This is a genomic window from Xanthomonas sp. GW (assembly GCF_014236815.1).
Lineage (GTDB): Bacteria > Pseudomonadota > Gammaproteobacteria > Xanthomonadales > Xanthomonadaceae > Xanthomonas_A.
The window spans coordinates 4,342,078-4,364,019 of record NZ_CP051189.1 but is presented as its reverse complement, the minus strand read 5'-3'; the positions used below and the strand labels follow the sequence as shown (position 1 = coordinate 4,364,019).

Annotated in this window: 21 protein-coding genes and 1 riboswitch; of the genes, 10 read left to right on the top strand and 11 right to left on the bottom strand. The window is 69.5% G+C overall.

All coding sequences use genetic code 11. The features are described from left to right. The first annotated feature begins 48 nt into the window (after positions 1-48). Together HEP73_RS18765 and HEP73_RS18760 are read left to right on the top strand one after the other, a co-directional pair. Positions 49-2,073 (top strand): M3 family metallopeptidase, encoded by a 2,025-nt coding sequence (locus HEP73_RS18765; RefSeq protein WP_185821093.1) that lies wholly within the window; start codon positions 49-51, stop codon positions 2,071-2,073. 310 nt (positions 2,074-2,383) lie between these two features. After that, complete coding sequence (locus HEP73_RS18760) at positions 2,384-3,232, top strand: SH3 domain-containing protein (RefSeq protein WP_185821092.1); 849 nt, start codon at positions 2,384-2,386, stop codon at positions 3,230-3,232. Positions 3,233-3,286: 54 nt separating this feature from the next. On the opposite strand, the gene fabB is transcribed toward HEP73_RS18760, so the two are convergent. Continuing rightward, positions 3,287-4,495 (bottom strand): beta-ketoacyl-ACP synthase I, encoded by a 1,209-nt coding sequence (gene fabB / locus HEP73_RS18755; protein ID WP_185821091.1) that lies wholly within the window; start codon positions 4,493-4,495, stop codon positions 3,287-3,289. Continuing rightward, the gene (gene fabA / locus HEP73_RS18750; RefSeq protein ID WP_185814038.1) at positions 4,495-5,010 is read right to left on the bottom strand and encodes a 3-hydroxyacyl-[acyl-carrier-protein] dehydratase FabA; all 516 of its coding nucleotides are present in this window, start codon (positions 5,008-5,010) and stop codon (positions 4,495-4,497) included. The genes fabB and fabA overlap by 1 nt, the downstream gene beginning before the upstream one ends. 206 nt (positions 5,011-5,216) lie before the next feature. Between fabA and dinB the strand changes: the two genes are divergently transcribed. Next, complete coding sequence (dinB, locus tag HEP73_RS18745) at positions 5,217-6,278, top strand: DNA polymerase IV (RefSeq protein ID WP_185821090.1); 1,062 nt, start codon at positions 5,217-5,219, stop codon at positions 6,276-6,278. Positions 6,279-6,354: 76 nt separating this feature from the next. Here dinB and HEP73_RS18740 read toward each other — a convergent pair whose 3' ends face one another. Together HEP73_RS18740 and HEP73_RS18735 are read right to left on the bottom strand one after the other, a co-directional pair. Then, positions 6,355-7,302 carry an MBL fold metallo-hydrolase gene (locus HEP73_RS18740; protein WP_185821089.1) on the bottom strand — a complete coding sequence of 316 codons (948 nt, stop codon included), beginning with the start codon at positions 7,300-7,302 and terminating at the stop codon, positions 6,355-6,357. Positions 7,303-7,445: 143 nt separating this feature from the next. Beyond that, positions 7,446-8,081: an NAD(P)-dependent oxidoreductase gene (locus tag HEP73_RS18735; RefSeq protein WP_185821088.1), complete on the bottom strand. Its 636-nt coding sequence runs from the start codon at positions 8,079-8,081 to the stop codon at positions 7,446-7,448. A 102-nt stretch (positions 8,082-8,183) separates the two neighbouring features. Between HEP73_RS18735 and HEP73_RS18730 the strand changes: the two genes are divergently transcribed. Together HEP73_RS18730 and gph are read left to right on the top strand one after the other, a co-directional pair. Continuing rightward, positions 8,184-9,086, top strand: coding sequence for a LysR family transcriptional regulator (locus HEP73_RS18730; RefSeq protein ID WP_185821087.1), 903 nt, complete (start codon positions 8,184-8,186; stop codon positions 9,084-9,086). 44 nt (positions 9,087-9,130) lie between these two features. Beyond that, the gene (gph, locus tag HEP73_RS18725) at positions 9,131-9,784 is read left to right on the top strand and encodes a phosphoglycolate phosphatase (RefSeq protein WP_185814033.1); all 654 of its coding nucleotides are present in this window, start codon (positions 9,131-9,133) and stop codon (positions 9,782-9,784) included. A gap of 431 nt (positions 9,785-10,215) precedes the next feature. On the opposite strand, the gene btuB is transcribed toward gph, so the two are convergent. From btuB to HEP73_RS18710, 3 genes are all read right to left on the bottom strand, one after another. After that, positions 10,216-12,087 (bottom strand): TonB-dependent vitamin B12 receptor, encoded by a 1,872-nt coding sequence (btuB, locus tag HEP73_RS18720; protein WP_185821086.1) that lies wholly within the window; start codon positions 12,085-12,087, stop codon positions 10,216-10,218. Positions 12,088-12,197: 110 nt separating this feature from the next. Next, a riboswitch (cobalamin riboswitch) is annotated at positions 12,198-12,414 on the bottom strand. A 26-nt stretch (positions 12,415-12,440) separates the two neighbouring features. After that, positions 12,441-12,857 (bottom strand): TfoX/Sxy family protein, encoded by a 417-nt coding sequence (locus HEP73_RS18715; RefSeq protein ID WP_185821085.1) that lies wholly within the window; start codon positions 12,855-12,857, stop codon positions 12,441-12,443. Between the two features lie 7 nt (positions 12,858-12,864). Then, positions 12,865-13,347 (bottom strand): GAF domain-containing protein, encoded by a 483-nt coding sequence (locus HEP73_RS18710; RefSeq protein ID WP_179568652.1) that lies wholly within the window; start codon positions 13,345-13,347, stop codon positions 12,865-12,867. A gap of 188 nt (positions 13,348-13,535) precedes the next feature. Here HEP73_RS18710 and bioD point away from each other — a divergent pair, with 188 nt between their 5' ends. Continuing rightward, entirely contained in the window at positions 13,536-14,231 is a 696-nt protein-coding gene (gene bioD / locus HEP73_RS18705; RefSeq protein ID WP_185821084.1) for a dethiobiotin synthase, read from the top strand. A gap of 333 nt (positions 14,232-14,564) precedes the next feature. Here the strand turns inward: bioD and HEP73_RS18700 are convergent, their stop codons facing one another. From HEP73_RS18700 to HEP73_RS18690, 3 genes are all read right to left on the bottom strand, one after another. Next, positions 14,565-14,936 (bottom strand): phasin family protein, encoded by a 372-nt coding sequence (locus HEP73_RS18700; protein ID WP_185814028.1) that lies wholly within the window; start codon positions 14,934-14,936, stop codon positions 14,565-14,567. Positions 14,937-15,212: 276 nt separating this feature from the next. Next, entirely contained in the window at positions 15,213-15,572 is a 360-nt protein-coding gene (gene queD, locus HEP73_RS18695) for a 6-carboxytetrahydropterin synthase QueD (protein ID WP_185821083.1), read from the bottom strand. Positions 15,573-15,703: 131 nt separating this feature from the next. Continuing rightward, positions 15,704-17,062, bottom strand: coding sequence for a DEAD/DEAH box helicase (locus HEP73_RS18690; RefSeq protein ID WP_185821082.1), 1,359 nt, complete (start codon positions 17,060-17,062; stop codon positions 15,704-15,706). A gap of 375 nt (positions 17,063-17,437) precedes the next feature. Between HEP73_RS18690 and HEP73_RS18685 the strand changes: the two genes are divergently transcribed. Together HEP73_RS18685 and maiA are read left to right on the top strand one after the other, a co-directional pair. Further along, on the top strand, positions 17,438-18,427 hold the full coding sequence (locus tag HEP73_RS18685) for a fumarylacetoacetate hydrolase family protein (protein WP_185821081.1): 990 nt from the start codon (positions 17,438-17,440) through the stop codon (positions 18,425-18,427). A gap of 89 nt (positions 18,428-18,516) precedes the next feature. Then, complete coding sequence (maiA, locus tag HEP73_RS18680) at positions 18,517-19,176, top strand: maleylacetoacetate isomerase (protein WP_185821080.1); 660 nt, start codon at positions 18,517-18,519, stop codon at positions 19,174-19,176. 99 nt (positions 19,177-19,275) lie between these two features. Here maiA and HEP73_RS18675 read toward each other — a convergent pair whose 3' ends face one another. Continuing rightward, positions 19,276-20,424, bottom strand: a complete 1,149-nt coding sequence (locus tag HEP73_RS18675) for a PilT/PilU family type 4a pilus ATPase (protein WP_185814023.1) — start codon at positions 20,422-20,424, stop codon at positions 19,276-19,278. A 99-nt stretch (positions 20,425-20,523) separates the two neighbouring features. Between HEP73_RS18675 and HEP73_RS18670 the strand changes: the two genes are divergently transcribed. Both HEP73_RS18670 and HEP73_RS18665 read left to right on the top strand, forming a co-directional pair. After that, on the top strand, positions 20,524-20,916 hold the full coding sequence (locus HEP73_RS18670) for a DUF4398 domain-containing protein (protein WP_185814022.1): 393 nt from the start codon (positions 20,524-20,526) through the stop codon (positions 20,914-20,916). Continuing rightward, a complete protein-coding gene (locus tag HEP73_RS18665; protein WP_458309630.1) occupies positions 20,913-21,809 on the top strand; it encodes an OmpA family protein in 897 nt (298 codons plus the stop codon). The genes HEP73_RS18670 and HEP73_RS18665 overlap by 4 nt, the downstream gene beginning before the upstream one ends. The last annotated feature ends 133 nt before the right edge of the window (positions 21,810-21,942 follow it).

Here is a 21,942-nt window from a genome sequence, read left to right as displayed (position 1 = left end):
TTCGAGGCCGGCAGCGCCGGCCCTTCCCCCGCTACCGAGATGCCTGCGATGACCAATCCCCTGCTCGATTTTTCCGGCCTGCCGCGCTTCGATGCGATCCAGCCTGAGCACGTCGGCCCTGCGATCGACGCGCTGCTGGCCGCCGCCGAGGCCGCGGTCGCGCACGCCGAGCGGGTCGCGCCGGTGAGCTGGGACAGCTTCGTGGCGCCGCTGGACGATGCCACCGAGCGCCTGTGGCGCGCCTGGGGCCAGGTCAACCACCTGCAGGGCGTGGTCAACACGCCGGCACTGCGCGAGGCCTACAACGCCAACCTGCCCAAGGTGACGCGCTTCTCCAGCGCGCTGGGGCAGAACCTGGCGCTTTTCGCGCAATACCGCGCGCTGGCCGCCACGCCCGAGGCCGCCGGCTACGACGCGGCGCGGCGCAAGGTGCTGGACAACGCGCTGCGCGATTTCCGCCTGGGCGGCGCCGAACTGGGCGATGCCGACAAGCAGCGTTTCGCCGCGATCCAGGAAGAACTGTCGGCGCTGTCGGCGAAGTTCTCGCAGAACGTGCTCGATGCCACCGATGCGTGGTCGCTGCTCATCGACGAGCCGTCCCGTCTCGCCGGCCTGCCCGACGATGTGGTCGCCGCGGCGCGCGCGGCGGCGGAAAAGGACGGCCAGGCCGGCTGCAAGCTGACCCTGCAGATGCCGTGCTATCTGCCGGTGCAGATGTACGCCGACGACCGCGCATTGCGCGAGACCCTGTACCGCGCCAACGCGATCCGCGCCTCGGAGTTCGGCGACGCGGCGCTGGACAACAGCGCGGCGATCGAGCGCATCCTGGCGCTGCGCGGCGAACTGGCCGGCCTGCTCGGTTTCGCCAGCTACGCCGAATATTCGCTGGCGACCAAGATGGCGCAGAGCCCCGACGAGGTGCTGGGTTTCCTGCGCGACCTGGCCGCGCGCGCCAAGCCCTACGCGCAGCGCGACCGCGCCGAACTGGAAGCCTACGCCCGCGAGCATCTGGGCCTGGACGAACTGCAGGCCTGGGATATCGCCTACGCCAGCGAAAAGCTCAAGCAGGCGCGTTACAGCTTCTCCGAGCAGGAAGTGAAGCAGTATTTCACCGAGCCGAAGGTGCTGGACGGCCTGTTCGGCGTCATCGGCGACTTGTACGGCCTGCAGGTGCAGGCCGACAGCGCACCGGTGTGGCATCCGGACGTGCGCTTCTTCCGCGTCAGCGATGCGCGCGGCCGCCTGATCGGACAGTTCTACCTCGACCTGTACGCGCGCGAGGGCAAGCGCGGCGGCGCCTGGATGGACGACTGCCGCAACCGCCGCGACCGCGCTGATGGCGTACAGACGCCGCTGGTCTACCTGGTGTGCAACTTTGGCCGCGGCGGCGACGGCAAGCCGGCCACCTTCACCCACAACGAAGTCACCACGCTGTTCCATGAGATGGGCCACGGCCTGCACCAGTTGCTGACCCAGGTCGGCGAACTCGGCGTGGCCGGCATCAATGGCGTGGAATGGGACGCGGTGGAGCTGCCCAGCCAGTTCATGGAGAACTTCTGCTGGGAGTGGCCGCGGCTGCAGGCGATGACCGCGCACGTGGACAGCGGGCAGCCGCTGCCGCGCGCGCTGTTCGACAAGATGCTCGCGGCGAAGAACTACCAGAGCGGCATGTTCACCGTGCGCCAGCTGGAATTCGCGCTGTTCGACATGCAGCTGCATCACAGCTTCGACGCCGCCGGCGACAGCATGCTGCAACTGCTCGAACGCGTGCGCGACGAGGTTGCGGTGAACCGGCCGCCGGCATGGAACCGTTTCCCGCATCAGTTCAGCCACATCTTCGCCGGCGGCTACGGCGCCGGTTACTACAGCTACAAGTGGGCCGAAGTGCTCAGCGCCGACGCGTACGCCGCATTCGAAGAGGCGCCGGACCAGCTGGCCGCCACCGGCGCGCGCTTCCTGCAGGAGATCCTGGCGCGCGGCGGCAGCCGTCCGGCGTTGGAGAACTTCACCGCGTTCCGCGGCCGCGCGCCGGAATTGGATGCCTTGCTGCGGCACAGCGGCATGGCCGGCTGATCGCTGGCCCCGCGCCGCGATCCATGCGGCGCGGGGGCGACGTGCCGAATGCGCTGGCGCAGGCATCCGCTTGTCGCGCGCAGCAACCCGACAATCCGCTTGGCCGCGCACGCGGCAGCATGAGTGCGCGGTCGCTCGTGGCACGGTTCCTTGTCTTCCTGCCGCGCATGCGCCCAGGCACGGCGCGACCCGAGCGGGTTAACAGGTCCTTAGCGCATCGGCGTGCTAGAACATTGCCGAACACGATGGCTCGCACGAGCCCATGGAAGAAACCCCGGCCACGGGGCCGGCCAGGCACAGGAGGTTGGGCATGAAACGCTGCATCTGGATCGCACCGCTGTTGCTGGCCGCTGTCGCGCCGGTGCTGGCGCAGAGCAACGGCGGGTTCGCCCGCAGCGGCGCCAATCTGCGCGCAGGCCCGGCCAACGACTATCCGCGCGTCGCCACGGTGGTGGGCGGCGACAGCATCACCGTCTACGGGTGCGTCAACGACTTTTCGTGGTGCGACGTGCGCTGGCGCGAGTCGCGCGGATGGCTGCCGGCCGGCGTGGTCGAGTTCGACGCGCGCGACGGTGTCTTCGCCCCGGCCATCGGGTTCGCCATCGATCCCTATTGGGACGCGCATTACCGTGGCCGGCCCTGGGCCCGCGACCGCGCACGCTGGCGGCAGCAAGCGCAGGCCTCGCCATCTGCGCCGGCGCCGATGCCCGAGGCGCTCAAGCGCCAGCTGATCCCGCAACGCATCGCCGACACGCGCGGCTACCAGCCGGCGCCGCCCGCCGTGGAGGCGCCGATGCAGTCGCAATGGGTGCCGCCGGGCGAGCGCATGTACCAGGCGCCGCCGCCGGATGCGCTCAACCCCAAGCGCAACAAGGAACTGGCCGAGCAGCAGCGGCGCGACGAAGAGGATCGCCGCTGGCGCGAGTCCCTGCACCAGACGCCCGAGCCGTCGCAACCCTCGTCGTCCGCCTCGCCATGGTGGCCGCCGAAGCCGGAGACGGTGGTGCAGGCAGCGCAGCACACGCCTTCACCGCCACCGCCACCGAAGCCTGCTTCGCCACCACCGACACCGCCCCCATCCGCGCCGCCGCCCAAGAAAGAACGGACGCAGCAGGAGGACGAGAAAAAGCGCCGCGACGGCAAGCAACTCGAACGCTGACGTCGCCGGTGATCAGCGGCAGGACGCCCCTGCCGCTGCGGTGCGCAGGCGCGCTCAGCGCTTGCCGAACACCAGCGCGGCGTTGGTGCCGCCGAAGCCGAAGCTGTTGGACATCACCGTGCGCAGGTTCGCCTCGCGGCTCTCGCGCACGATCGGGAAGCCCTCGGCGCGCGGGTCCAGCGCATCGATGTTGGCCGAGCCGGCGATGAAGCCGTCGCGCATCATCAGCAGGCAGTAGATCGCCTCGTGCACGCTGGCCGCGCCCAGCGAATGCCCGGACAGCGCCTTGGTCGAGGACAGCGGCGGCACCGCATCGCCGAACACTTCGCGTACCGCGCCCAGCTCGGTGACATCGCCCAGCGGCGTCGAGGTGCCGTGCGTGTTGAGGTAGTCGATCGGCGCGTCCACGCCCTGCATCGCCATCTGCATGCAGCGCACCGCGCCTTCGCCGGACGGGGCGACCATGTCGGCGCCGTCGGAGGTCACGCCGTAGCCGAGCAGCTCGGCATGGATGCGCGCGCCGCGCGCCACTGCGCGCTCGTAGTCCTCCAGCACCAGCATGCCGCCGCCGCCGGCGATGACGAAGCCGTCGCGCTCGGCGTCGTACGGGCGCGAGGCCACCGCCGGGCGGTCGTTGAAGCCGCTGGACAGCGCGCCCATCGCGTCGAACATCAGGCTCATGGTCCAGTCCAGCTCTTCGCCGCCGCCGGCGAACATCACGTCCTGCTGGCCGTGGCGGATCAGGTCCGCGGCCGCGCCGATGCAGTGCGCCGAGGTCGCGCAGGCCGCCGACAGCGAATAGCTCACGCCCTTGATCTTGAACGCGGTGGCCAGGCTGGCCGAGACCGCCGAGCACATCGTGCGCGGCACCATGTACGGGCCGACCTTGCGCACGCCGCGGTTGCGCAGCAGGTCCGCCGCTTCCACCTGCCAGTGGCTGGAACCGCCACCGGAACCGGCGATCAGGCCGGTGCGCACGTCGCTGACCACGGCCTCGTCCAGGCCCGCATCGGCGATCGCATCGCGCAGCGCCAAGTACGCGTACGCGGACGCATCGCCCATGAAGCGCTTGAGCTTGCGATCGATCAAGGCCTCCAGGTCCAGCTGCACGTCGCCGGCGACCTGGCTGCGCAGGCCGTGTTCGGCCGCCTCGGGGTTGGCGCGGATGCCGGCGCGGCTCTCGCGCAGCGCGCGCGACACCGTGTCCAGGTCGTTGCCCAGGCATGAGGTGATGCCCATGCCGGTGATCGCGACGCGGCGCATCAGAACGCCTCCGTCGAGGTGAACAGGCCCACGCGCAGATCCTTGGCGGTGTAGATCTCGCGGCCGTCCACCGACATGCGTCCGTCGGCCACCGCCATCACCAGCTTGCGGTTGATGACCCGGCTGATGTCCAGCTCGTAGACCACCTGCTTGGCGGTCGGCAGCACCTGTCCGCTGAACTTCACTTCGCCCACGCCCAACGCGCGGCCGCGGCCGGGCGCGCCGATCCAGGTCAGGAAGAACCCGGTCAGTTGCCACAGCGCATCCAGGCCCAGGCAGCCGGGCATCACCGGATCGTCGATGAAGTGGCAGCCGAAGAACCACAGGTCCGGACGCACGTCGAGTTCGGCGCGGACCACGCCCTTGCCGTACGTGCCGCCGTTGTCGTCGATATGGGTGATGCGGTCGAACATCAGCATCGGATCGTTGGGCAGGCGTGCGGCCTCGGCGCCGAACAGTTCGCCGCGCGCGCTGGCGAGGAGGTGTTCGCGTGAATACGAAGTGAGGCGGCTCATGAGCGAATTTCCCAGGGCAGACAGTCGAGGCGCGCAAGCGTGCACGACGCCCGCGCTTTCAATCAAACGTTTTATCCGTACGCACGCGTAGCGTAGGCAGTGCTGCAATGCGGCGCGCTGAGCGAAATCAAGGCATGCGTTCGCAGCGCATGCGCAGGCCTGGCTTATCATGCGGCTACCGTTCGCTGGCGTAGGGTGCAGGGCCGATGCGCAAGATCATTCACGTCGACATGGATGCGTTCTACGCGTCCGTGGAGCAGCGTGACGATCCCGCATTGCGCGGCAAGCCGGTGGTGGTGGCCTGGCGCGGCATGCGTTCGGTGGTGTGCGCCGCGTCGTACGAGGCGCGCGTGTTCGGCATCCGCTCGGCGATGCCGGCGTTGCGCGCCGAGCGCTTGTGCCCGGACGCGATCTTCGTGCCGCCGGACTTCGCGCGTTACAAGGCCGTGTCGCGGCAGGTGCGCGAGATCTTCCAGCGTCACACCGACATGATCGAGCCGCTATCGCTGGACGAGGCCTATCTCGACGTCACCGCGCCGAAGGGCGAGCTGGCCACCGCCACCGAGATCGCGCAGACCATCCGCGCGCAGATCCGCGAGGAAACCGCGCTGACCGCCTCGGCCGGCATCGCGCCGAACAAGTTCCTGGCCAAGATCGCCTCGGACTGGCGCAAGCCCGATGGCCAGTTCGTGATCCGCCCGCACCAGGTGGAAGCGTTTCTGACCCCGCTACCGGTCAGCAAGGTGCACGGCGTGGGCAAGGTGATGCAGGCCAAGCTGGCGGCGTTGGGCATCGTCACTGTCGGCGACCTGCGCACGCACGCCGAAGCGGAACTGGAAGCGCACTTCGGCAGCTTCGGACTGCGCCTGTATCAGCGCGCGCGCGGCATCGACGAGCGCCCGGTGGAATCGGACCAGCAGGTGCAGTCGATTTCTTCGGAAGACACCTTCGCCGAAGACCTGGCGCTGGATGCGCTGGAGCCGGCGATCCGGCAACTGGCGGAAAAGACCTGGAACGCGACCCGCCGCACCGAGCGCGTCGCGCGCACCGTGGTGCTGAAGCTGAAGACCGCGCAGTTCCGCATCCTGACCCGCAGCTTCACCCCGGAGCAACCGCCGGAATCGCTGCAGGTGCTGACCGACATCGCGCTGGCCTTGCGCCAGCGCGTCGACTTGCCCGCGGCCACGCGCTACCGCTTGGTCGGCGTGGGCCTGGCCGGCTTCCACGAGCGCGAGCCGGGGCAGGCGCAGGGGCGGCTGTTCCGTTGAGCCGCGCGCCGACGCGGGCGGTCGTGTGCGCCGCCGCGCGCCGGCAGTTCGTTCATGGCCAACGCATTGCGCCGGCTCAGGGCCAGCGCATTTCGCCCTTGGCGACCTTCGCGCTGAGCTGAAGCGAGTCCACGCCGCCCAGCTGCGGATAGCGCTGCTGCATCGCCGCGACCAGCGCGGCCGCATCCTTGGCCTTGGCGGTTTCCTCGTCGAAGGCGCGGATGTAGTCGGCGGTGAAGTGCACCGCGGCCAGGTCCTGCGCCGCGCCCGGCACGAAGTGTCCGGGAATCACCCGCTGCGGCTGCAGCGCCTGGATCCGTTGCAGCGTGGCCAGCCACTGCGCATGCGACGCCGGGGTCTGCGTATCGGCCATCCATACGTGTTCGCCGGCCATCACCGGGATCCCGCCGAGCACGGTCTTGATCGACGGAATCCACACGAAGGTCCGATCCGGGGTCGCGCCGTCCAGGCCGACGATCCGCAGTTCGCGGCCTTCCAGCAGCAGGCGGTCGCCGTGCAGCGGCTGCGGCAGCACGATGCGCTGCGGCGCGTCGGCGCCCAGCTTCGGCGCCCACACCTGCAGCTTCTGCGCCTGGGTCTGGCGGATATGCGCGACGGTCGCCGGGCTGGCTAACACCTTGGCCTGCGGGAACGCCTGGGTCAGCACGTCCAGGCCGAAGTAGTAGTCCGGATCGCCGTGGCTGATGTAGATCGTGGTCAGGCGCTTGCCGGAGGCGCGGATCTGCGCGACCAGGGCGCGCGCATCGGCCGCGGAGAACTGCGCGTCGACCAGGATCGCGTCCTTGGCGCCGCTGACCAGCACCGAGGCGACGCCGAAGATCGCGTTCGCGTCCGGGTGGTAGACCTGCACCTGCAGCGGCGCGGCGGCCGGCTGTGTCGCGGTGGCGGTGGCGGTGGCAGCCGCGGCGTGGGCGGCGGTGCCGGTGGCGGCATGCGCCGCGCCGGCGAGACCGAGGGCAAGGATCAGCGCGGCGCTTAGGTGCGACAACGAAAGGCTAGGCATGCGGAACTCCATTGGAGAAGGCGAGGCCATGCATCGGCATGGCGTGCGGCAATCGGGCCGCGACCGTGCTGCGGCCGCGGCGGGGGAGTGCGACTGCGCGCGCTGCCATCGGCACGCCCGCAGCCGCCTGCCCGGCGTTGCGCTCAGTACGCGGCAGTGGCGATCTGGCGCAGGTACTGCGGGCGCTCGATCTCGTCGACGAAGGCGCTGGCGTAGTCGGCATAGCTGATCGCGCTACGGCCCTGCGCATCGCCGAGCAGCGCGGTGGCCTGGGTGCGCACGCCGCCGCGCTTGGCGCCCGGGCCGATTTGCGCGGCCGGCGCGTAGAAGGTCCAGTCCAGGTCGGCGGCGGCATGGAAGTGCTGCAGGGCGGCACGGTGCGCCAGCGCGTAGGGCTTGTAGGCGTCGGGGAAGTTCGGCGTGTCCACCAACTGCACGCCCGGCGCCACTTCCAGGCTGCCGGCGCCGCCGACCACCAGCAGGCGCTGCACGCCGGCGTCGCGGGCGACCTCGATCAGCGCCTGGGCGACGGCCGGAATGGTGTCGGCGGCCGCGGCGCTGGGGCCGTAGGCGCTGGCCAGCACGTCGTGGCCGCGCACCGCGGCGGCGAGGGCGGCGCGCTCGTCCAGCGACGCGAGCACGATGCTGGCGCCGTCCAGTTCCGGCGGCAGCGGTTGCGTGCGGCGGACCAGGGCGGTGACCGCGTGGCCGCGGCGCAGGGCTTCCTGGGCGATATGGCGGCCGATATTGCCGGTGGCGCCGAACAGGGCGATGCGCATTGAGGTTCTCCAGGGAGGGTGACGGGATGCGCACAGCCTAGTCCTGGCAATTAGCACGATAAACAGCGTATAAGTCGCCAATTTGTTGCGTGGAACGAGCAAATGGACCGTCTGACCGCGATCGCGGTGTTCGTTGAAGTGGCCGAGCGCGGCAGCCTCACCGCGGCCGCCGAGGCGCTGGACCTGTCGCGGGCGATGGTCTCGCGCCATCTGGCCGAACTGGAGCGCTGGCTCGGTGCGCGCCTGCTGCACCGGACCACGCGGCGGGTGACCCTGACCGGCGCCGGCGAGACCGCGCTGGCGCGGTTCCGGCCGATGCTGGCGATCGGCGCCTCGCTGCGCGACGAACTGGCCAGCGACGACCCGGAGCCGCACGGACAGCTGCGCGTCACCGCCTCGGCCTCGTTCGGGCAGGCGCATCTGGCCGCGGCGGCGGCCGAGTTCGTGACCCGCTACCCGCAGGCGCGGGTGGACATGCTGCTGGCCGACCGCACGGTCAACCTGATCGAGGAGCGCATCGACCTGGCGGTGCGCATTTCCCATCGCGTCGACCCCGGGCTGATCGCGCGGCGCCTGAGCGTGTGCCGCTCGGTGCTGTGCGCGGCGCCGGCCTATCTGCAGCGGCGTGGCGCGCCGGACAGCGCCGCCGACCTGGCCGCGCATAACTGCCTGGGCCACCATTACGTGGGCAAGCACGAATGGCCGCTGCGCTACCGCGGCGAACCGGTGTCGGTGGCGGTGAGCGGCAACTTCACCGCCAACGAAGCCACCGTGTTGCTGGAGGCGGTGCGCGCCGGCGCCGGTATCGCCATGCTGCCGACCTACCAGGCCGCGGCGCTGCTGCGCAGCGGCGAATTGCAGCGCGTGCTGCCCGACCACGAACTGGACACGATGGACATCTTCGGCGTGTACGCATCGCGCCGGCAGCAGCCGACGATCGTGCGCGCGTTCCTGGATTTCCTGGTCGCGCGTTTCGGCGAAGTGCCGTACTGGGATCGCGACTGAGCGCGGCGCCTACAATGGGCGCTGCTCTTGCATCCAGGAACGACATGACATTTCCGTATGCGCTGGTGGTGTTCGATCTGGACGGCACGCTGGTGGACAGCGGCGCCGACATCGCCGAAGCGCTCAATCGCACGTTGGCCGAGTTCGGCCTGGCGCGCGTGCCCGAGGCCACCGTGCTCGGCTGGATCGGCGAAGGCGTGCGCAAGCTGGTCGAAGCCGCGTGGCGGCATGCGCACGACGCCACCCCGATCGACACGGTGATGCCGACCTTCATGCGCCACTACGAGGAATGCCTGCTGCGCAGCCCGCGCCTGTATCCGGGCGTGGCCGAGGCGCTGGCGCAGTTGCGCACGCGCGGCGTCACCCTGGCGTTGTGTACCAACAAGCCGTCGACGTTCGTGCTGCCGCTGCTGCGCCATCTCGGCGTGGCCGATGCGTTCGCCGCGGCGCTTGGCGGCGACAGCCTCCCCGAGCGCAAGCCCAACCCGCTGCCGCTGCTGCACCTGGCGCAGCAGTTCGCGCAGCCGCCGGCGCGCTGCCTGATGGTCGGCGATTCCGGCACCGACCTGCAGGCCGCGCACGCCGCCGGCATGCCGGCCGCGCTGGTGCGCTACGGCTATCCGCGCGACCTGGACCTAGCCACCGCCGACGTGGTGCTGCTGATGGACGACATGCGCGAGTTGCTGGCGTTGGGGTGATGCGGGCTATCGCACGCGTGCCGCTGCAATCGACATGACGGTCGATCAACCCCTGTAGGAGCGGCTTCAGCCGCGACCGGGCTTTACCGATACGTTCTGTCGCGGCTGAAGCCGCTCCTACAGGGGCGTGCAGCCTCTGCACTCGTCCGCCGATGCACGGCATGCGAATTGCCGACATTGGGGGTGCGGTCGTCGGCGTGGCCGATCTGGTATGGCCGCAGCGTTCTTCAGAAGTGTTTTTCACGCAACTGCAGGCACAAAAAATTGTGGGATCGACGGAAGTCGCTCCCACACCATCGCGGTAACTGTCACGTGCGCATCGAGGAAGTTGCGTTCACGACCGCCAAGCGCTTAGCGGCGTTGGCGAGACCGCAGGAATACGGACCGTGTTCGTGCAGCGGGCTGCGCCGAATGGCGCAGCCCTTCCCGACTCAGCGCGCCGCCGGCGCGTAGCGCAGGGTCAGCGCGTATTCGCGGCCCGGCTGGTTGTACCAGCTGATGGTCTGGTAGTTGCGATCGAACACGTTGCTGGCCTTGGCCTGCAGCGTCCAGTCCGCCGCGAACGCGTATTCCACGCGCAGGTCCAGCGTGCCGTAGCCGGCCAGGCGCACGCTGTTGGCCGCGTCGTCGTAGCGGTGGTCGCTGCCGAACGCGGTGACGCCGAGCTTGACCGGGCCGAAGCCGCGGTCCACGTCCAGCCGCGCGGTGTCCTGCGCGCGCCGCGCCAGCCAGTTGTCGCGGTTGGCGCCGTCGCTGCGGTTGCGCGGATCGGTGTGGCTGAGCTGCGCCGACAGTTCCCAGCCGGCCAGCGTCGCGTAGCCGGTCAGCTCGGCGCCGCGGATCCGCGCCTTGTCCACGTTGACCGGCAGGAAGGTGGCGGCATCGTAGGAGATCAGGTCGTCGACCCGGGTCTCGTAGACGTTGAACGTCCAGTTCCAGTTGTCGGCGTACTGCGCCACACCCAGGTTGCCGCTCTTGGACTTCTCCGGCTTCAGTTCCGGATTGCCGGAGAACGGGTAATACAGGTCGTTGAAGGTCGGCGCCTTGAAGCCGGTGCCGAGGCTGGCGGTGAGCTTGAAGCCGCCATCCAGCGCCAGGCCCCAGCCGAGGCTGCCGGTGGTGTGCTGGCCGAACTGTTCGTTGTCGTCGCTGCGCACGCTGGCCTGCACTTGCTGCGCGCCGAAGCGGCCCTGGTACTCGGCGAACACGCCGGTGTTGTCGCGCTGGTCCACATCGAAGGCGGTGGTGCCGGTGACTTCCTCGCGCTGCCAGTCGGCGCCGGCGCTGAGCAGGTGGCCTTCGGCCAGGCCGAAGTCGCCCTGCAGCGAGGCGGTGTCGCGGCGGCTGTCGAAGGTGCTGACGAAGCTGCGCGTGTCGCTGCCGGCGGCGTGGTAGTAGCTGTCGGCCTGGTCGGTGTTGCGGCCCAACTGCGCGGCCAGATGCACGCGCTCGGACGGGGTCCAGTCGAGCTTGCCGCCGAACACCTGCTGGGTGTTGTCGGCCTCGTTGCCGGCGAACAGCGCATCGCCGTCGTACTCGTTGCGGCTGTCGATGTTCAGCGCCTGGCCTTCGATGCGCAGCGTGTCGCTCAGCGCATAGCCGCCGCGCGCGCTGAGCGAGGTGTTGCGGTAGCCGTCGCGGTCCGGCTCGTCGACGAAGCAGCCGGCGAACAGGGTGGCCGAGCCGTTGCAGGCATTGATGCCGTCGCTGTTCTGGTAGCCGCCCTGCACCGACAGCCAGCCGCGCTCGCCGCGGTTGCTGAAACCGGCGCTGGCCTCGCGCAGGCCATGGCTGCCGGCGCCCAGGCTCAGGTTCTGCTGCAGGCCCTGGCCGCCGCGGCGGGTGAAGATCTGGATCACGCCGCCGATCGCATCGGAGCCGTACAGGCTCGAGCGCGGGCCGCGCACGATCTCGATGCGGTCGATCTGGCTCAGCGGCAGGTCCTGGAACGCGGCCAGGCCGGCGCTGGCCGAGCCGATGCGCACGCCGTCCACCAGCACCAGCACGTGGTCCGATTCGCTGCCGCGCAGGCTCAGCGTGGTCAGCTTGCCCAGCCCGCCCTGGTTGGACACGCCGATGCCGGCGCGGCCCTGCAGCAGCTGCGCCAGCGACGTGGCCTGGCTGCGCTCGATCTCGGCGCGGTCGATCACCTGCGCCGGGACCACGCTGTCCTCGACCGAGATCTGGGTGCGGGTGGCGGTGACCAGGACCTGGTCCAGGTCGGTGGCGGCATCGGCGGCGAGCGCGAGCGAGGGCAGGGACAAGGCGGACGCGATCGCGACCGAAAGCAGGCGGAACGACATGGGGCAACTCCGGCGCGCGGGCGCGCTGTGACGGCAAAGGAGTCGCGAACGGAGGGTGCAAGCGGACGGCGCCAGACGCGGCGCGGCACGCCGCGACGCCCTCCGCATCGCAACCAGTGAACTGCAAGGCCGGTCTCCGGGCTGGCGATCTGGGAGTCAGACTCCCGGCTGCGACGCCTTCCCATGCCCAAGGCACAGTGGCGCAAGTCGTCAGCGCGGATCGCTTACCGTTGCGGGGGCAGCGCCGGCCTTGTCGCAAGACGCACCGGCTTCCCGTTTCAACCTGCAGGCCGGAGCCGGCAGGTCACCTTGAAGCGGCGCGATTGTACGCGATCGCCGCTGTTGCGCGCGGATCAGTCGTCGTCGCGCTCGCTGGCGTGGCCGTCGTCGCGTTCGTGGTCGTCGGATGCGTCGTGCGCGTCCTCCGCATACGGCGTGTCGCTGCGGTCGCCGTCGCGGTCGAAATGGGTGGTCGCCACCGGCCCGGCCACCGGCAGGCCGCGCTGCGCCGGCAGCTGCGCCGCCGCGGCTTCCAGCTCGCCGAGCAGCTGCGCGCGCCGCGCCTCGGGCAGTTCCTGCCAATGGCAACCGGTCAGCGCCCCTTCCAGCGAATACAGCAGGTTGAGGCTGGGCTTGAAGCCGGCGCGCTTGACCTTCAGGAACGCACCGACCGCGCCGGCCGTGGCCAGGTCCTCCTGCGTGCGCAGGCCGACCTGGCGCAGCCAGGCCGCGCTCTTGGGACCGATGTTGCGCAGTTTTTCGGTGCTCATTGCCGGCTCATCGCAGCGCGTCGACGAAGACCTGGGCGATCGCTTCCAGGCCGTGCTGGTCGTCGGCGTCGAAACGCGCCAGGTCCGGGCTGTCCAGGTCGAACACGCCGATCAGCTCGCCAGCGCGCAGCAGCGGCACCACCAGCTCCGAGCGCGAGGCCGCATCGCAGGCGATATGCCCGGGAAAGGCCTCGACGTCGTCGATGCGCTGGGTCTGGCCGGTACTGGCGGCGGCGCCGCACACGCCCTTGTGCAGCGGGATGCGCACGCAGGCGGGCAGACCCTGGAACGGGCCGACCACCAGTTCCTTGCCGTCGTACAGGTAGAAGCCGACCCAGTTCAGCCGCGGCAGCGCGTGGTACACCAGCGCCGCCAGGTTGGCGGCATTGGCGATGCGGTCGGGCTCGCCGCTGACCAGGGAACGGGCCTGGGCGAGCAGTTGGGCGTACTGTTCCGGCTTGCTGCCGGTGAGCGAAGAGGAAGCGAACATCGCGCGAGTCTAGCAGCGGCCGATGGCGGCCTGTACGCCAGCGCCGGTCGAGACGCGAGGCAGGGCGGTATCCCGAGGCACCATTCTCAAGCGCACCGGCGAAAGGCCGGGCAGCGCTGACGCGACGCGGCGCGCCGGCTATCCTGCGCGCCCGCGCCGCATGCGCCGACCTCGAGGATCCTGCCACGATGCGCTTTCCCGCCTTCTACGTCACCGGTACCGATACCGGCATCGGCAAGACCGTCGCCAGCACCGCGCTGCTGCACGCGTTGCGCGCGCGTGGGCAGACGGCGGTGGGCATGAAGCCGGTCGCCAGCGGCTGCGAGCGCAGCGCGGACGGCTGGCGCAACGAGGATGCACTGGCGCTGCAGGCGGCGAGCATGCCGCGCCCGGACTATGCCGACCTCAATCCCTACGCCTTGCCGCTGCCGCTGGCGCCGGAGCTGGCCGCGGCCGACGCCGGGGTATGTGTTGAACTGGGGCCGATCGCCGAGGCCTTCGCGCGGTTGCGTGCGCAAGCCGACGTGGTAGTGGTGGAAGGCGTCGGCGGCTGGGCGGCGCCGCTGTCGGCGACCATGGAGCAGGCCGATCTGGCGCGCGCGCTGGCGCTGCCGGTGGTGCTGGTGGTCGGCCTGCGCCTGGGCTGCCTCAACCATGCCCGGCTCACCGCCGCGGCGATCGCCGCCGACGGCCTGCGCTGCATCGGCTGGATCGGCAACGAGATCGATCCGGCGATGGAGCGCATCGACGCCAATATGCGCATGCTGCAGGAGCGGCTGCCGATACCGTGCTGGGGGCGGCTGCCGTATCGGCCGCAGCCGGACCCGGCTGCGCTTGCAGCGTCGCTGACCCCATGGCAGGGCGCGCAGATGGCGCAGGACTGAGCCCGCGCCTGGCCGGAAGCGCACGCAGCGCAATAGCCGCTTTCGCGAGGAAAGGGCTGTTGTGACGGAGGGGCTTTCAGCCCGGATGCTGGACTGGAAAAACTTCGGCCCAAGGCCCTGGCAAGCAGCGCAGGAACGCCCGCACTTGCGAATCCCGAATCCCGCGCGCTCTTCGCCAGCCGCAGGCTGGCCATCCCGAATCCCAAATCCCGAATCCCAAATCCCGGCCATAAAAAAGACCCGGTAGAGGGAGGGATCTACCGGGTCTTGGCTGCGCGGGGGGAGGGACCCGCGCGTACCACTGGTCAGTCGTGCGGCTGCGCCGCAGTGGACTTATTTGGTCTTGGCCTTCGGCGCGGCCTGGTCGCTGGCCGCCTCGAACTGGCTCTTGGCGAGCTGGCCGATGGCTTCGGAGGTCTTCAGGCCGAGGCCGAACATTTCCTGGTTGGCCGTGGCCAGCCGCTCGAAGTTGTCGCGGGCGATCTGCAGGCCCTTCGGCCACAGCGACTGCACGCTGCCGATGTCGCGCGCTTCGGTGAGCTCGCCGAGGAAGCCGGTGGTCGCGGCGACGTTCTTCTCGAAGGTCTTCAGCTGCACGCCGAACACGCTCTCAGCGCTTTCCAATGCCAGGCGGTTGGCGCGCGAAGCGGCGGCGGCGAACTGCTGGGTGTAGCTGCTGAATTGATCGTTGAACTGAGCGGACATCATGCGACTCCAAGGGAATGCCGATTGCTGTTGCAGTGCAACATACGCGCATTCTGCTGCAATGCAACATTATTTTCTGAAGCTGCTCAGGCTTTGTTTAAGTAGCTTTTCGGATCAATGGGTTGGAGGCGATCTGCCTGGCGCTAACCTAGCCTGCGGACACACCGGGCAGATGCCAGTTGCGCCGCCGCGGGCACCCAGGAACAGGGCCGTCCATCCGCACCGGTCAGTCGCCGCCATGCCGCCCTTGCGAATCCCGAATCCCGAATCCCTGCCTCAAGCAGGCCCGCGATACCGGCACCCAGAGGTGCACGTCTCGTGGACCACCACCTCGCTCAGCAGCGGCAATGCCGGCTTGAGTTGTTCCCAGATCCATATCGCCAGGCGTTCGCTGGTCGGGTTCTCCAGTCCCTCGATGTCGTTGAGGTAGTGGTGGTCGAGGCGGTCGTAGATCGGGCGGAATGCGGCCTTGATGTCGCCGAAGTCCATGACCCAGCCGGTGTCGGCACCGGGTTCGCCGCTGACGTGCAGCTCGATCCGGAACGAATGCCCGTGCAGCCGCGCGCACTTGTGGCCGGGCGGGACGTTGGGCAGGCGGTGCGCTGCCTCCAGGGTAAAACTCTTGAAGATATCCATGGCGTCATTGTAGGTGGCGGGGGAAATGGCCGGCGGATCGCCGGTCCTGCTGCGGTCTCGCGATAACGGCGCGTCGCGAAAACACGAACGCCGCCCGGAGGCGGCGTTCGTGGTGCTGCGGTCGGCTGCGCTTAGCGTGCGGCGCTGGGCTGGCTACCGCTGCGACGGCGCTCGCCCTGGCGACGTGCGCCGCCCGGCTGGGTACCGCCGGCCGGCTTGGCCCCGGCGTGCGCGTGCGGGCGCGGCGCATCGCCGTGCGGACGGCGCGCGTGGGTGCTCTTGCGCGGCGGACGCTGGCCGCCCGGACGCTCGTCGGCCGGATTGTTGTTGCCCCAGCGGATCGGCGTGGACGGCTCGAAGCCCGGCACGTCGCGGATGTCCATCTCGCGCTTGAGCATGCGCGAGATCGCGCGCAGCAGCTTGGCCTCGTCCTGCGCCACCAGCGACACCGCTTCGCCCTGCGAGCCGTTGCGGCCGGTGCGGCCGATCCGGTGCACGTAGTCCTCGGCGACCATCGGCAGGTCGTAGTTGATGACCTTCGGCAGCTGGTCGATGTCGATGCCGCGCGCGGCGATGTCGGTCGCCACCAGCACGGTGATGCGGCCGGCCTTGAAGTCGCTCAGCGCGCGCAGGCGCTGGCCCTGGCTCTTGTTGCCGTGGATCGCGGCGGTCTTCAGCCCGGACTTGTCCAGGAACATGGTCAGCTTGTCGGCGCCGTGCTTGGTGCGCGCGAACACCAGCGTCTGCATGCGCGAATCGGCGGCCAGCAGGTGCAGCAGCAGCTCGCGCTTGCGGGTGCCGTCGACCGGGTGCACGCGGTGGGTGATGGTGTCGGCGACGGTATTGCTCGGCGTGGCCTGGATTTCCTGTGGGTTGTGCATGAACTCGCGGGCCAGCTGCTTGATGCCTTCCTCGAACGTCGCCGAGAACAGCAGGGTCTGCCGGTTCTGCTTGGGCAGCTTGGCCAGAATGCGCTTGATCGAGGGCAGGAAGCCCATGTCGAGCATGCGGTCAGCTTCGTCCAGCACCAGGATCTCGATGCCCGACAGGTCCACGCTGCGGCGCTCGAGGTGGTCGAGCAGGCGGCCCGGGCAGGCGATCAGCAGGTCCACGCCGCGACGCAGCGCGTCGAGCTGGTTGCCCATGCCGACGCCGCCGTAGATGGTGGTGCTGGGGATGCGCAGGTACTTGCTGTAGCCGCGCAGGCTGTCGTGCACCTGGGTGGCCAGCTCGCGGGTCGGGGTCAGGATCAGCGCGCGCGGCTTGCGTGCGCCATTGCCGACCGGCTGCGGCGAGGTGCCCAGATGCTGCAGCAGCGGCAGGCCGAACGCGGCGGTCTTGCCGGTACCGGTCTGCGCGCCAGCCATCAGGTCGTGGCCGGCCAGCGCCAGCGGAATCGCCTGCAACTGGATCGGGGTGGGGGTTTCATAGCCCTGCTCGGCCAACGCACGCAGCAGGAAGGGCGCCAGGCCCAGGGATTCGAAAGACATCGAGGAAAGCTCCGGATAACGCGCCGTCGCCGGGACGTGCCCGGAGTGCAGACGCAAGTAGGGTGAGGCTCGGAGCGTTCCCGTGAACCGCGCTGCGAGAGGGTGGATCAACCCGGAGCAGAACAGCGCTCGGGTTTGTCGGCACCACGAAAGGCGTCGGGCGGGGCGGGCGAGCGGATCGGAACGATCCTGGCCTCGCCGGCGATCCCTAAGGGAAACGGACGGCCGCATGCAGACCTAGCCAGTCTACGCTGAATTGGCGCGTTGCACAAAAGCCGCAGTGAACCAGCCGACAGCCGGCGATTCCGTTTCAGTTGCAACCAATATCCGGTCTGGCCGTACAATCGCCGATCAGCTCCCCAGCATTGGACGGACATGAAGCTAGGTTCCCTGAAGGAAGGCGGCCGCGACGGCACCCTGATCGTCGTTTCCCGCGATCTGACCCGCGCCGTGCGCGCCACCGGCATCGCCGCGACCCTGCAGCGCGCGATGGAGGACTGGAGCAATCTGGCGCCGCGCCTGAATGCGCTGTCCGAGTCGCTCAACGACGGCAGCGCCGACGGCCAGTTCGACCTGGACATCACCGCGCTGGCGGCGCCGTTGCCGCGCGCCTACGAGTTCCTCGACGGCAGCGCTTACCTGCCGCATGTGGAGCGGGTGCGGCGCGCGCGCGGCGCCGAGGTGCCGGAGAGCTTCTACACCGATCCTTTGATGTACCAGGCGGTCAGCGCCGGCTTCTACGGCCCGCGCGAGGCGGTCAAGGTGGTCAGCGAGGACTATGGCATCGACCTGGAGGCGGAGATCGTGGTGGTCACCGACGACGTGCCGATGGCGGTCGATGCGCAGCAGGCGGCCGCGCATATTCAACTGGTCGGGCTGGTCAACGACGTGTCGCTGCGCAACCTGATTCCGGCCGAGCTGGCTAAGGGCTTCGGCTTCGTGCAGTCCAAGCCGCGCTCGGCGCTGTCGCCGGTGTTCGTCACCCCCGACGAGCTGGGCGAGGCCTGGCGCGACAACAAGCTGCACCTGCCGCTGCTGACCCACATCAACGGCGCCTGGTTCGGCGCGCCGGAAGCCGGCGAGGACATGCAGTTCGACTTCGCCCAGCTGGTCGCGCACGCGGCCAAGACCCGGCCGCTGGCGGCCGGCGCGGTGATCGGTTCGGGCACCATCGCCAACCAGGACACCTCGCGCGGCGCTTCGTGCTTCGCCGAGCTGCGCGTGGTGGAAACGCTGCGCGACGGCCAGCCGAGCACGCCGTTCATGAAGTTCGGCGATGTGGTGCGGATCGAGATGCTGGACCGTGATGGAGTGAGCATCTTCGGCGCGATCGAGCAGCGCATCGAACCTGCGTCCCGGCCCTGACCCGGCCGGCGGCGTTGCCCATACGACCGGCGGTACCGCTGCGCCGGTGTCCACCGGTATCTTGATCGTCCGAATGCGGAGTGCAGAGCGTGGAAGAGGCGTTGCAGCTGTACACCTACTGGCGTTCCAGCGCCGCCTATCGGGTTCGCATCGGCCTCAATCTGAAGGGGCTGGCCTACCAGGCGTTGCCGGTGCACCTGCTGCGCGACGGCGGCCAACAGCATTCGCCGGAGTACGCGCGGCTCAATCCGCAGGAACTGGTGCCGACGCTGTGCCACGACGGCCAGCCGATCCGCCAGTCGCTGGCGATCCTGGAATACCTGGACGAACGCTGGCCGGAGCCGCCGCTGCTGCCCGATGCGGCGATCGACCGCGCGCGGGTGCGCGGGCTGGCGCAACTGATCGCCAGCGACGTGCATCCGCTCAACAACCTGCGCGTGACCCAATTCTTCGAGACCGTCTGGAACGTGCCGCAGTCCGAGTGCGAAGAGTGGATGCTGCACTGGATCGTGCTGGGCTTCGATGCGCTGGAGCAGTTGCTGGCCGAATCGCCGGATACCGGCACTTACTGCCACGGCGAACAGCCGGGACTGGCCGATTGCTGCCTGGTGCCGCAGGCGTTCAACGCACGCCGCTTCGGCGTGGACATGCAGGCGTATCCGACCATCGCGCGGATCGAGCAGGCCTGCCTGGCGCTACCGGCATTCGAGGCGGCGCGCCCGGAGCGGCAGCCGGACGCCCAAGGCTGAGCCTGGCGCCTAACCTTGTAGGAGCGGCTTCAGCCGCGACACACATCATCCGGCAGACCCTGTCGCGGCTGAAGCCGCTCCTACAGGGGTACGGCTGTCTCAGCCGAAGCCGTGCGTGATCCGCGGCGAGCTGGCGCCGCCGCTGCCGCCGGCGTCATAGTCGGCGTAAGGGTCGTGTTCGCCGCTGGAGCCTTCGGACAGGCGGAACTTCAGTGCCAGGCCGTCGCGCGAGTCGGCCGCGCGCAGCGCTTCCTCCTGCTCGATCTGGCCCTGCTTGACCATCCGGAACAGGCACTGGTCGAAGGTCTCCATGCCTTCCTCCAGCGATTCTTCCATGGCCGCCTTGATCTCGTGGACCTGGCCGCGGCGCAGCAGGTCGCGGATCATCGGCGTGTTCAGCAGCACCTCGGTGGCCGGGCGGCGGCGCTCGTTCTTGTCCTTGACCAGGCGCTGCGAGACGACCGCGCGCAGGTTCAGCGCCAGGTTCATCAGCACGTTCTTGTGCGCGCTTTCCGGGAAGAAGTTGAGGATGCGCTCGATGGTCTGGTCGGCGTTGTTGGAGTGCAGCGTGGCTAGGCACAGGTGGCCGGTCTCGGCGAAGGCGATCGCCGCCTCCATCGTCGTCGCGTCCAGGATCTCGCCGATCAGGATCACGTCCGGCGCCTCGCGCATCGCGTTCTTCAGCGCGTTGTGGAAGGCATGGGTGTCCAGGCCGACCTCGCGCTGGTTGACGATCGACATCTTGTGCTTGTGCAGGTATTCGATCGGGTCCTCGATGGTGAGGATGTGCCCGGTGGTGGTGCTGTTGCGGTGGTCGATCATCGACGCCAGCGAGGTGGACTTGCCCGAGCCGGTGGAGCCGACCACCAGGACCAGCCCGCGCGGGGTCATGATCACGTCCTTCAGCACCTGCGGCAGGTGCAGTTCCTCGATGCTGGGGATCTTGCTGCGGATCGCGCGGATCACCATGCCGACTTCGCCGCGCTGCTTGAACACGTTGACCCGGAAGCGGCCGGCGTCCTGCAGTGCGATGGCCATGTTCAGCTCCAGCTCGCGCTCGAACTGCGGCACCTGGCCCTCGTCCATCAGCGAATAGGCGATCTTCTTGACCATGCCCGGCGGCAGGCCGGTGGCGCCGAGCGGGTACAGCTTGCCTTCGATCTTGATATAGACCGGTGCTCCCGTGGTCAGGAACATGTCCGAGGCGTTCTTTTCGGTCATCAGCTTCAGGAAGTAGCCGATATCCATGCGCAATGGTTCCCCAACAATCCGCGGCAGCCCGTTGCAAGCGCGCCACAGGCTTCCGACAATGGCCGTGCTCGACGTCTCCGCCTACGGCCCCCCTTGATGAAAACTAGCTTCGCACAAATCCGTTGCCCGCAGTACGTGATGGCGTGCGCATTGGCGCTGTTTGCCACGCCCGCCGCCTTTGCCCAGGTCGCCTCGCCGGAACTGCAGACCGCGCAGCAGGCGGTGCAGCGCGCGATCCAGGCCGACGCCGACCAATACGCCCCGGACCTGATCGCCACCGCCCGCCAGGGCCTGGAGCAGGCGCAACAGGCGGCGCTGGACCGCCGCCAACGCAAGACCGCACCGCAGCTGGCGCTGCGCGTGGCGGCCGACGCCGACCTGGCGCGGGTGCGCAGCGAGGAGGCGGTGGCGAACGCGCAGCTCAAGCAGCGCAAGGCCGAAGTGGCCGAGCTGGAGCGCAGCTTGAACACCGGGGAGGGCCGTCCATGAGCCGCTACCTGGGGATGGCCGGCCGCCTGGCCGCGCTGTTGTTGCTGGTCGCACCGCTGGCCGCGTTCGCGGCCGACGATCCGGAACTGGCGGTGCTGAACCAGCGCCTGGTCGCGCTGCAGGCTGATCCGCTGAGTGCCGACGTGGCCGCCTACGAGCGGCTGCAGGCGCAGCAGGCGGTCGCCGCGTTCGCCGCGGCCAAGCGCAAGGAGCAGGACGACGCACGCTATCTCGCCGAGCGCCGCGTCGAGATCGCCGAGACCGCCGCACGCGCGGCACTGGCGCGGCGCCAGGTCGACCAGTTGGAGAAGACCCGCAGCGACTTGCTGGTCGAGGCTAGCCGGCGCGAGGCCGCGCGCGCGCGCCAGGAAGCCGAGCGGCTGCGGGTGCAGGCGCAGATCCAGGCCGAAGAGGCCGAGAGCCTGCGCCAGGCCGCCGAGGCCGAGCAGCTGGCGCGGCAGGATGCCGAGCAGGCGCTGACCAACGTCGCCGGGCAGCAGACCGCCAAGCTCAGCGCCGCGCAGCAGAAGTCGGCCAAGCTGGCCCGCGAAGAGGCCGAGCTGGTCGCCGGGGCCAAGCTGCCGGCGTCGCGTTTCGAGCCGCGCGGGGAGGTGTTCACCGTCACCGGCGGCGCCTTCGCCGCAGGCAAGGCGGCGCTGTCGGCCGATGCCGCCGGCCAGGCCAAGGCGTTGGCGCAGTATCTGCAGATCGGCGCCAAGGGCCGGGTGCGGATCGAAGCCTACGACGCCGATGCCGGCGTGGCGCAGAAGCGCGCGGACGCGTTGCGCGACGCGCTGGTCGCTGGCGGCGTCGCGGCGAGCCGCCTGCAGGCGGTCGGCAAGAAGGCACCGGCGACCAAGGCGCGTGCCGCCGAGGTGGTGATCGCGCCCTGAGCGGGGCTGGCCGTTGCAGGTCTTGGAGCCCGTTTAACGCGGTTTTTCTCTGGGCCTGAGCGGCAAGCAACTGAATGCGGAAAGCGCGCGCTGCTGCTCTTGCCGGAACTGGTGGGGAGGCGTAGGGTCGAAC

What these genes read in the sequence shown, in the direction of transcription:
- HEP73_RS18735 (WP_185821088.1), bottom strand. Translation starts at nt 8,081, where the DNA reads ATGCGCATCGCCCTGTTCGGCGCCACCGGCAATATCGGCCGCCATATC.
- HEP73_RS18685 (WP_185821081.1), top strand. Translation starts at nt 17,438, where the DNA reads ATGAAGCTAGGTTCCCTGAAGGAAGGCGGCCGCGACGGCACCCTGATC.
- HEP73_RS18715 (WP_185821085.1), bottom strand. Translation starts at nt 12,857, where the DNA reads ATGAGCACCGAAAAACTGCGCAACATCGGTCCCAAGAGCGCGGCCTGG.
- bioD (WP_185821084.1), top strand. Translation starts at nt 13,536, where the DNA reads ATGCGCTTTCCCGCCTTCTACGTCACCGGTACCGATACCGGCATCGGC.
- gph (WP_185814033.1), top strand. Translation starts at nt 9,131, where the DNA reads ATGACATTTCCGTATGCGCTGGTGGTGTTCGATCTGGACGGCACGCTG.
- HEP73_RS18665 (WP_458309630.1), top strand. Translation starts at nt 20,913, where the DNA reads ATGAGCCGCTACCTGGGGATGGCCGGCCGCCTGGCCGCGCTGTTGTTG.
- fabB (WP_185821091.1), bottom strand. Translation starts at nt 4,495, where the DNA reads ATGCGCCGCGTCGCGATCACCGGCATGGGCATCACCTCATGCCTGGGC.
- btuB (WP_185821086.1), bottom strand. Translation starts at nt 12,087, where the DNA reads ATGTCGTTCCGCCTGCTTTCGGTCGCGATCGCGTCCGCCTTGTCCCTG.
- HEP73_RS18670 (WP_185814022.1), top strand. Translation starts at nt 20,524, where the DNA reads ATGAAAACTAGCTTCGCACAAATCCGTTGCCCGCAGTACGTGATGGCG.
- queD (WP_185821083.1), bottom strand. Translation starts at nt 15,572, where the DNA reads ATGGATATCTTCAAGAGTTTTACCCTGGAGGCAGCGCACCGCCTGCCC.
- dinB (WP_185821090.1), top strand. Translation starts at nt 5,217, where the DNA reads ATGCGCAAGATCATTCACGTCGACATGGATGCGTTCTACGCGTCCGTG.
- HEP73_RS18740 (WP_185821089.1), bottom strand. Translation starts at nt 7,302, where the DNA reads ATGCCTAGCCTTTCGTTGTCGCACCTAAGCGCCGCGCTGATCCTTGCC.
- HEP73_RS18765 (WP_185821093.1), top strand. Translation starts at nt 49, where the DNA reads ATGACCAATCCCCTGCTCGATTTTTCCGGCCTGCCGCGCTTCGATGCG.
- HEP73_RS18675 (WP_185814023.1), bottom strand. Translation starts at nt 20,424, where the DNA reads ATGGATATCGGCTACTTCCTGAAGCTGATGACCGAAAAGAACGCCTCG.
- HEP73_RS18710 (WP_179568652.1), bottom strand. Translation starts at nt 13,347, where the DNA reads ATGTTCGCTTCCTCTTCGCTCACCGGCAGCAAGCCGGAACAGTACGCC.
- HEP73_RS18760 (WP_185821092.1), top strand. Translation starts at nt 2,384, where the DNA reads ATGAAACGCTGCATCTGGATCGCACCGCTGTTGCTGGCCGCTGTCGCG.
- HEP73_RS18730 (WP_185821087.1), top strand. Translation starts at nt 8,184, where the DNA reads ATGGACCGTCTGACCGCGATCGCGGTGTTCGTTGAAGTGGCCGAGCGC.
- HEP73_RS18700 (WP_185814028.1), bottom strand. Translation starts at nt 14,936, where the DNA reads ATGTCCGCTCAGTTCAACGATCAATTCAGCAGCTACACCCAGCAGTTC.
- fabA (WP_185814038.1), bottom strand. Translation starts at nt 5,010, where the DNA reads ATGAGCCGCCTCACTTCGTATTCACGCGAACACCTCCTCGCCAGCGCG.
- HEP73_RS18690 (WP_185821082.1), bottom strand. Translation starts at nt 17,062, where the DNA reads ATGTCTTTCGAATCCCTGGGCCTGGCGCCCTTCCTGCTGCGTGCGTTG.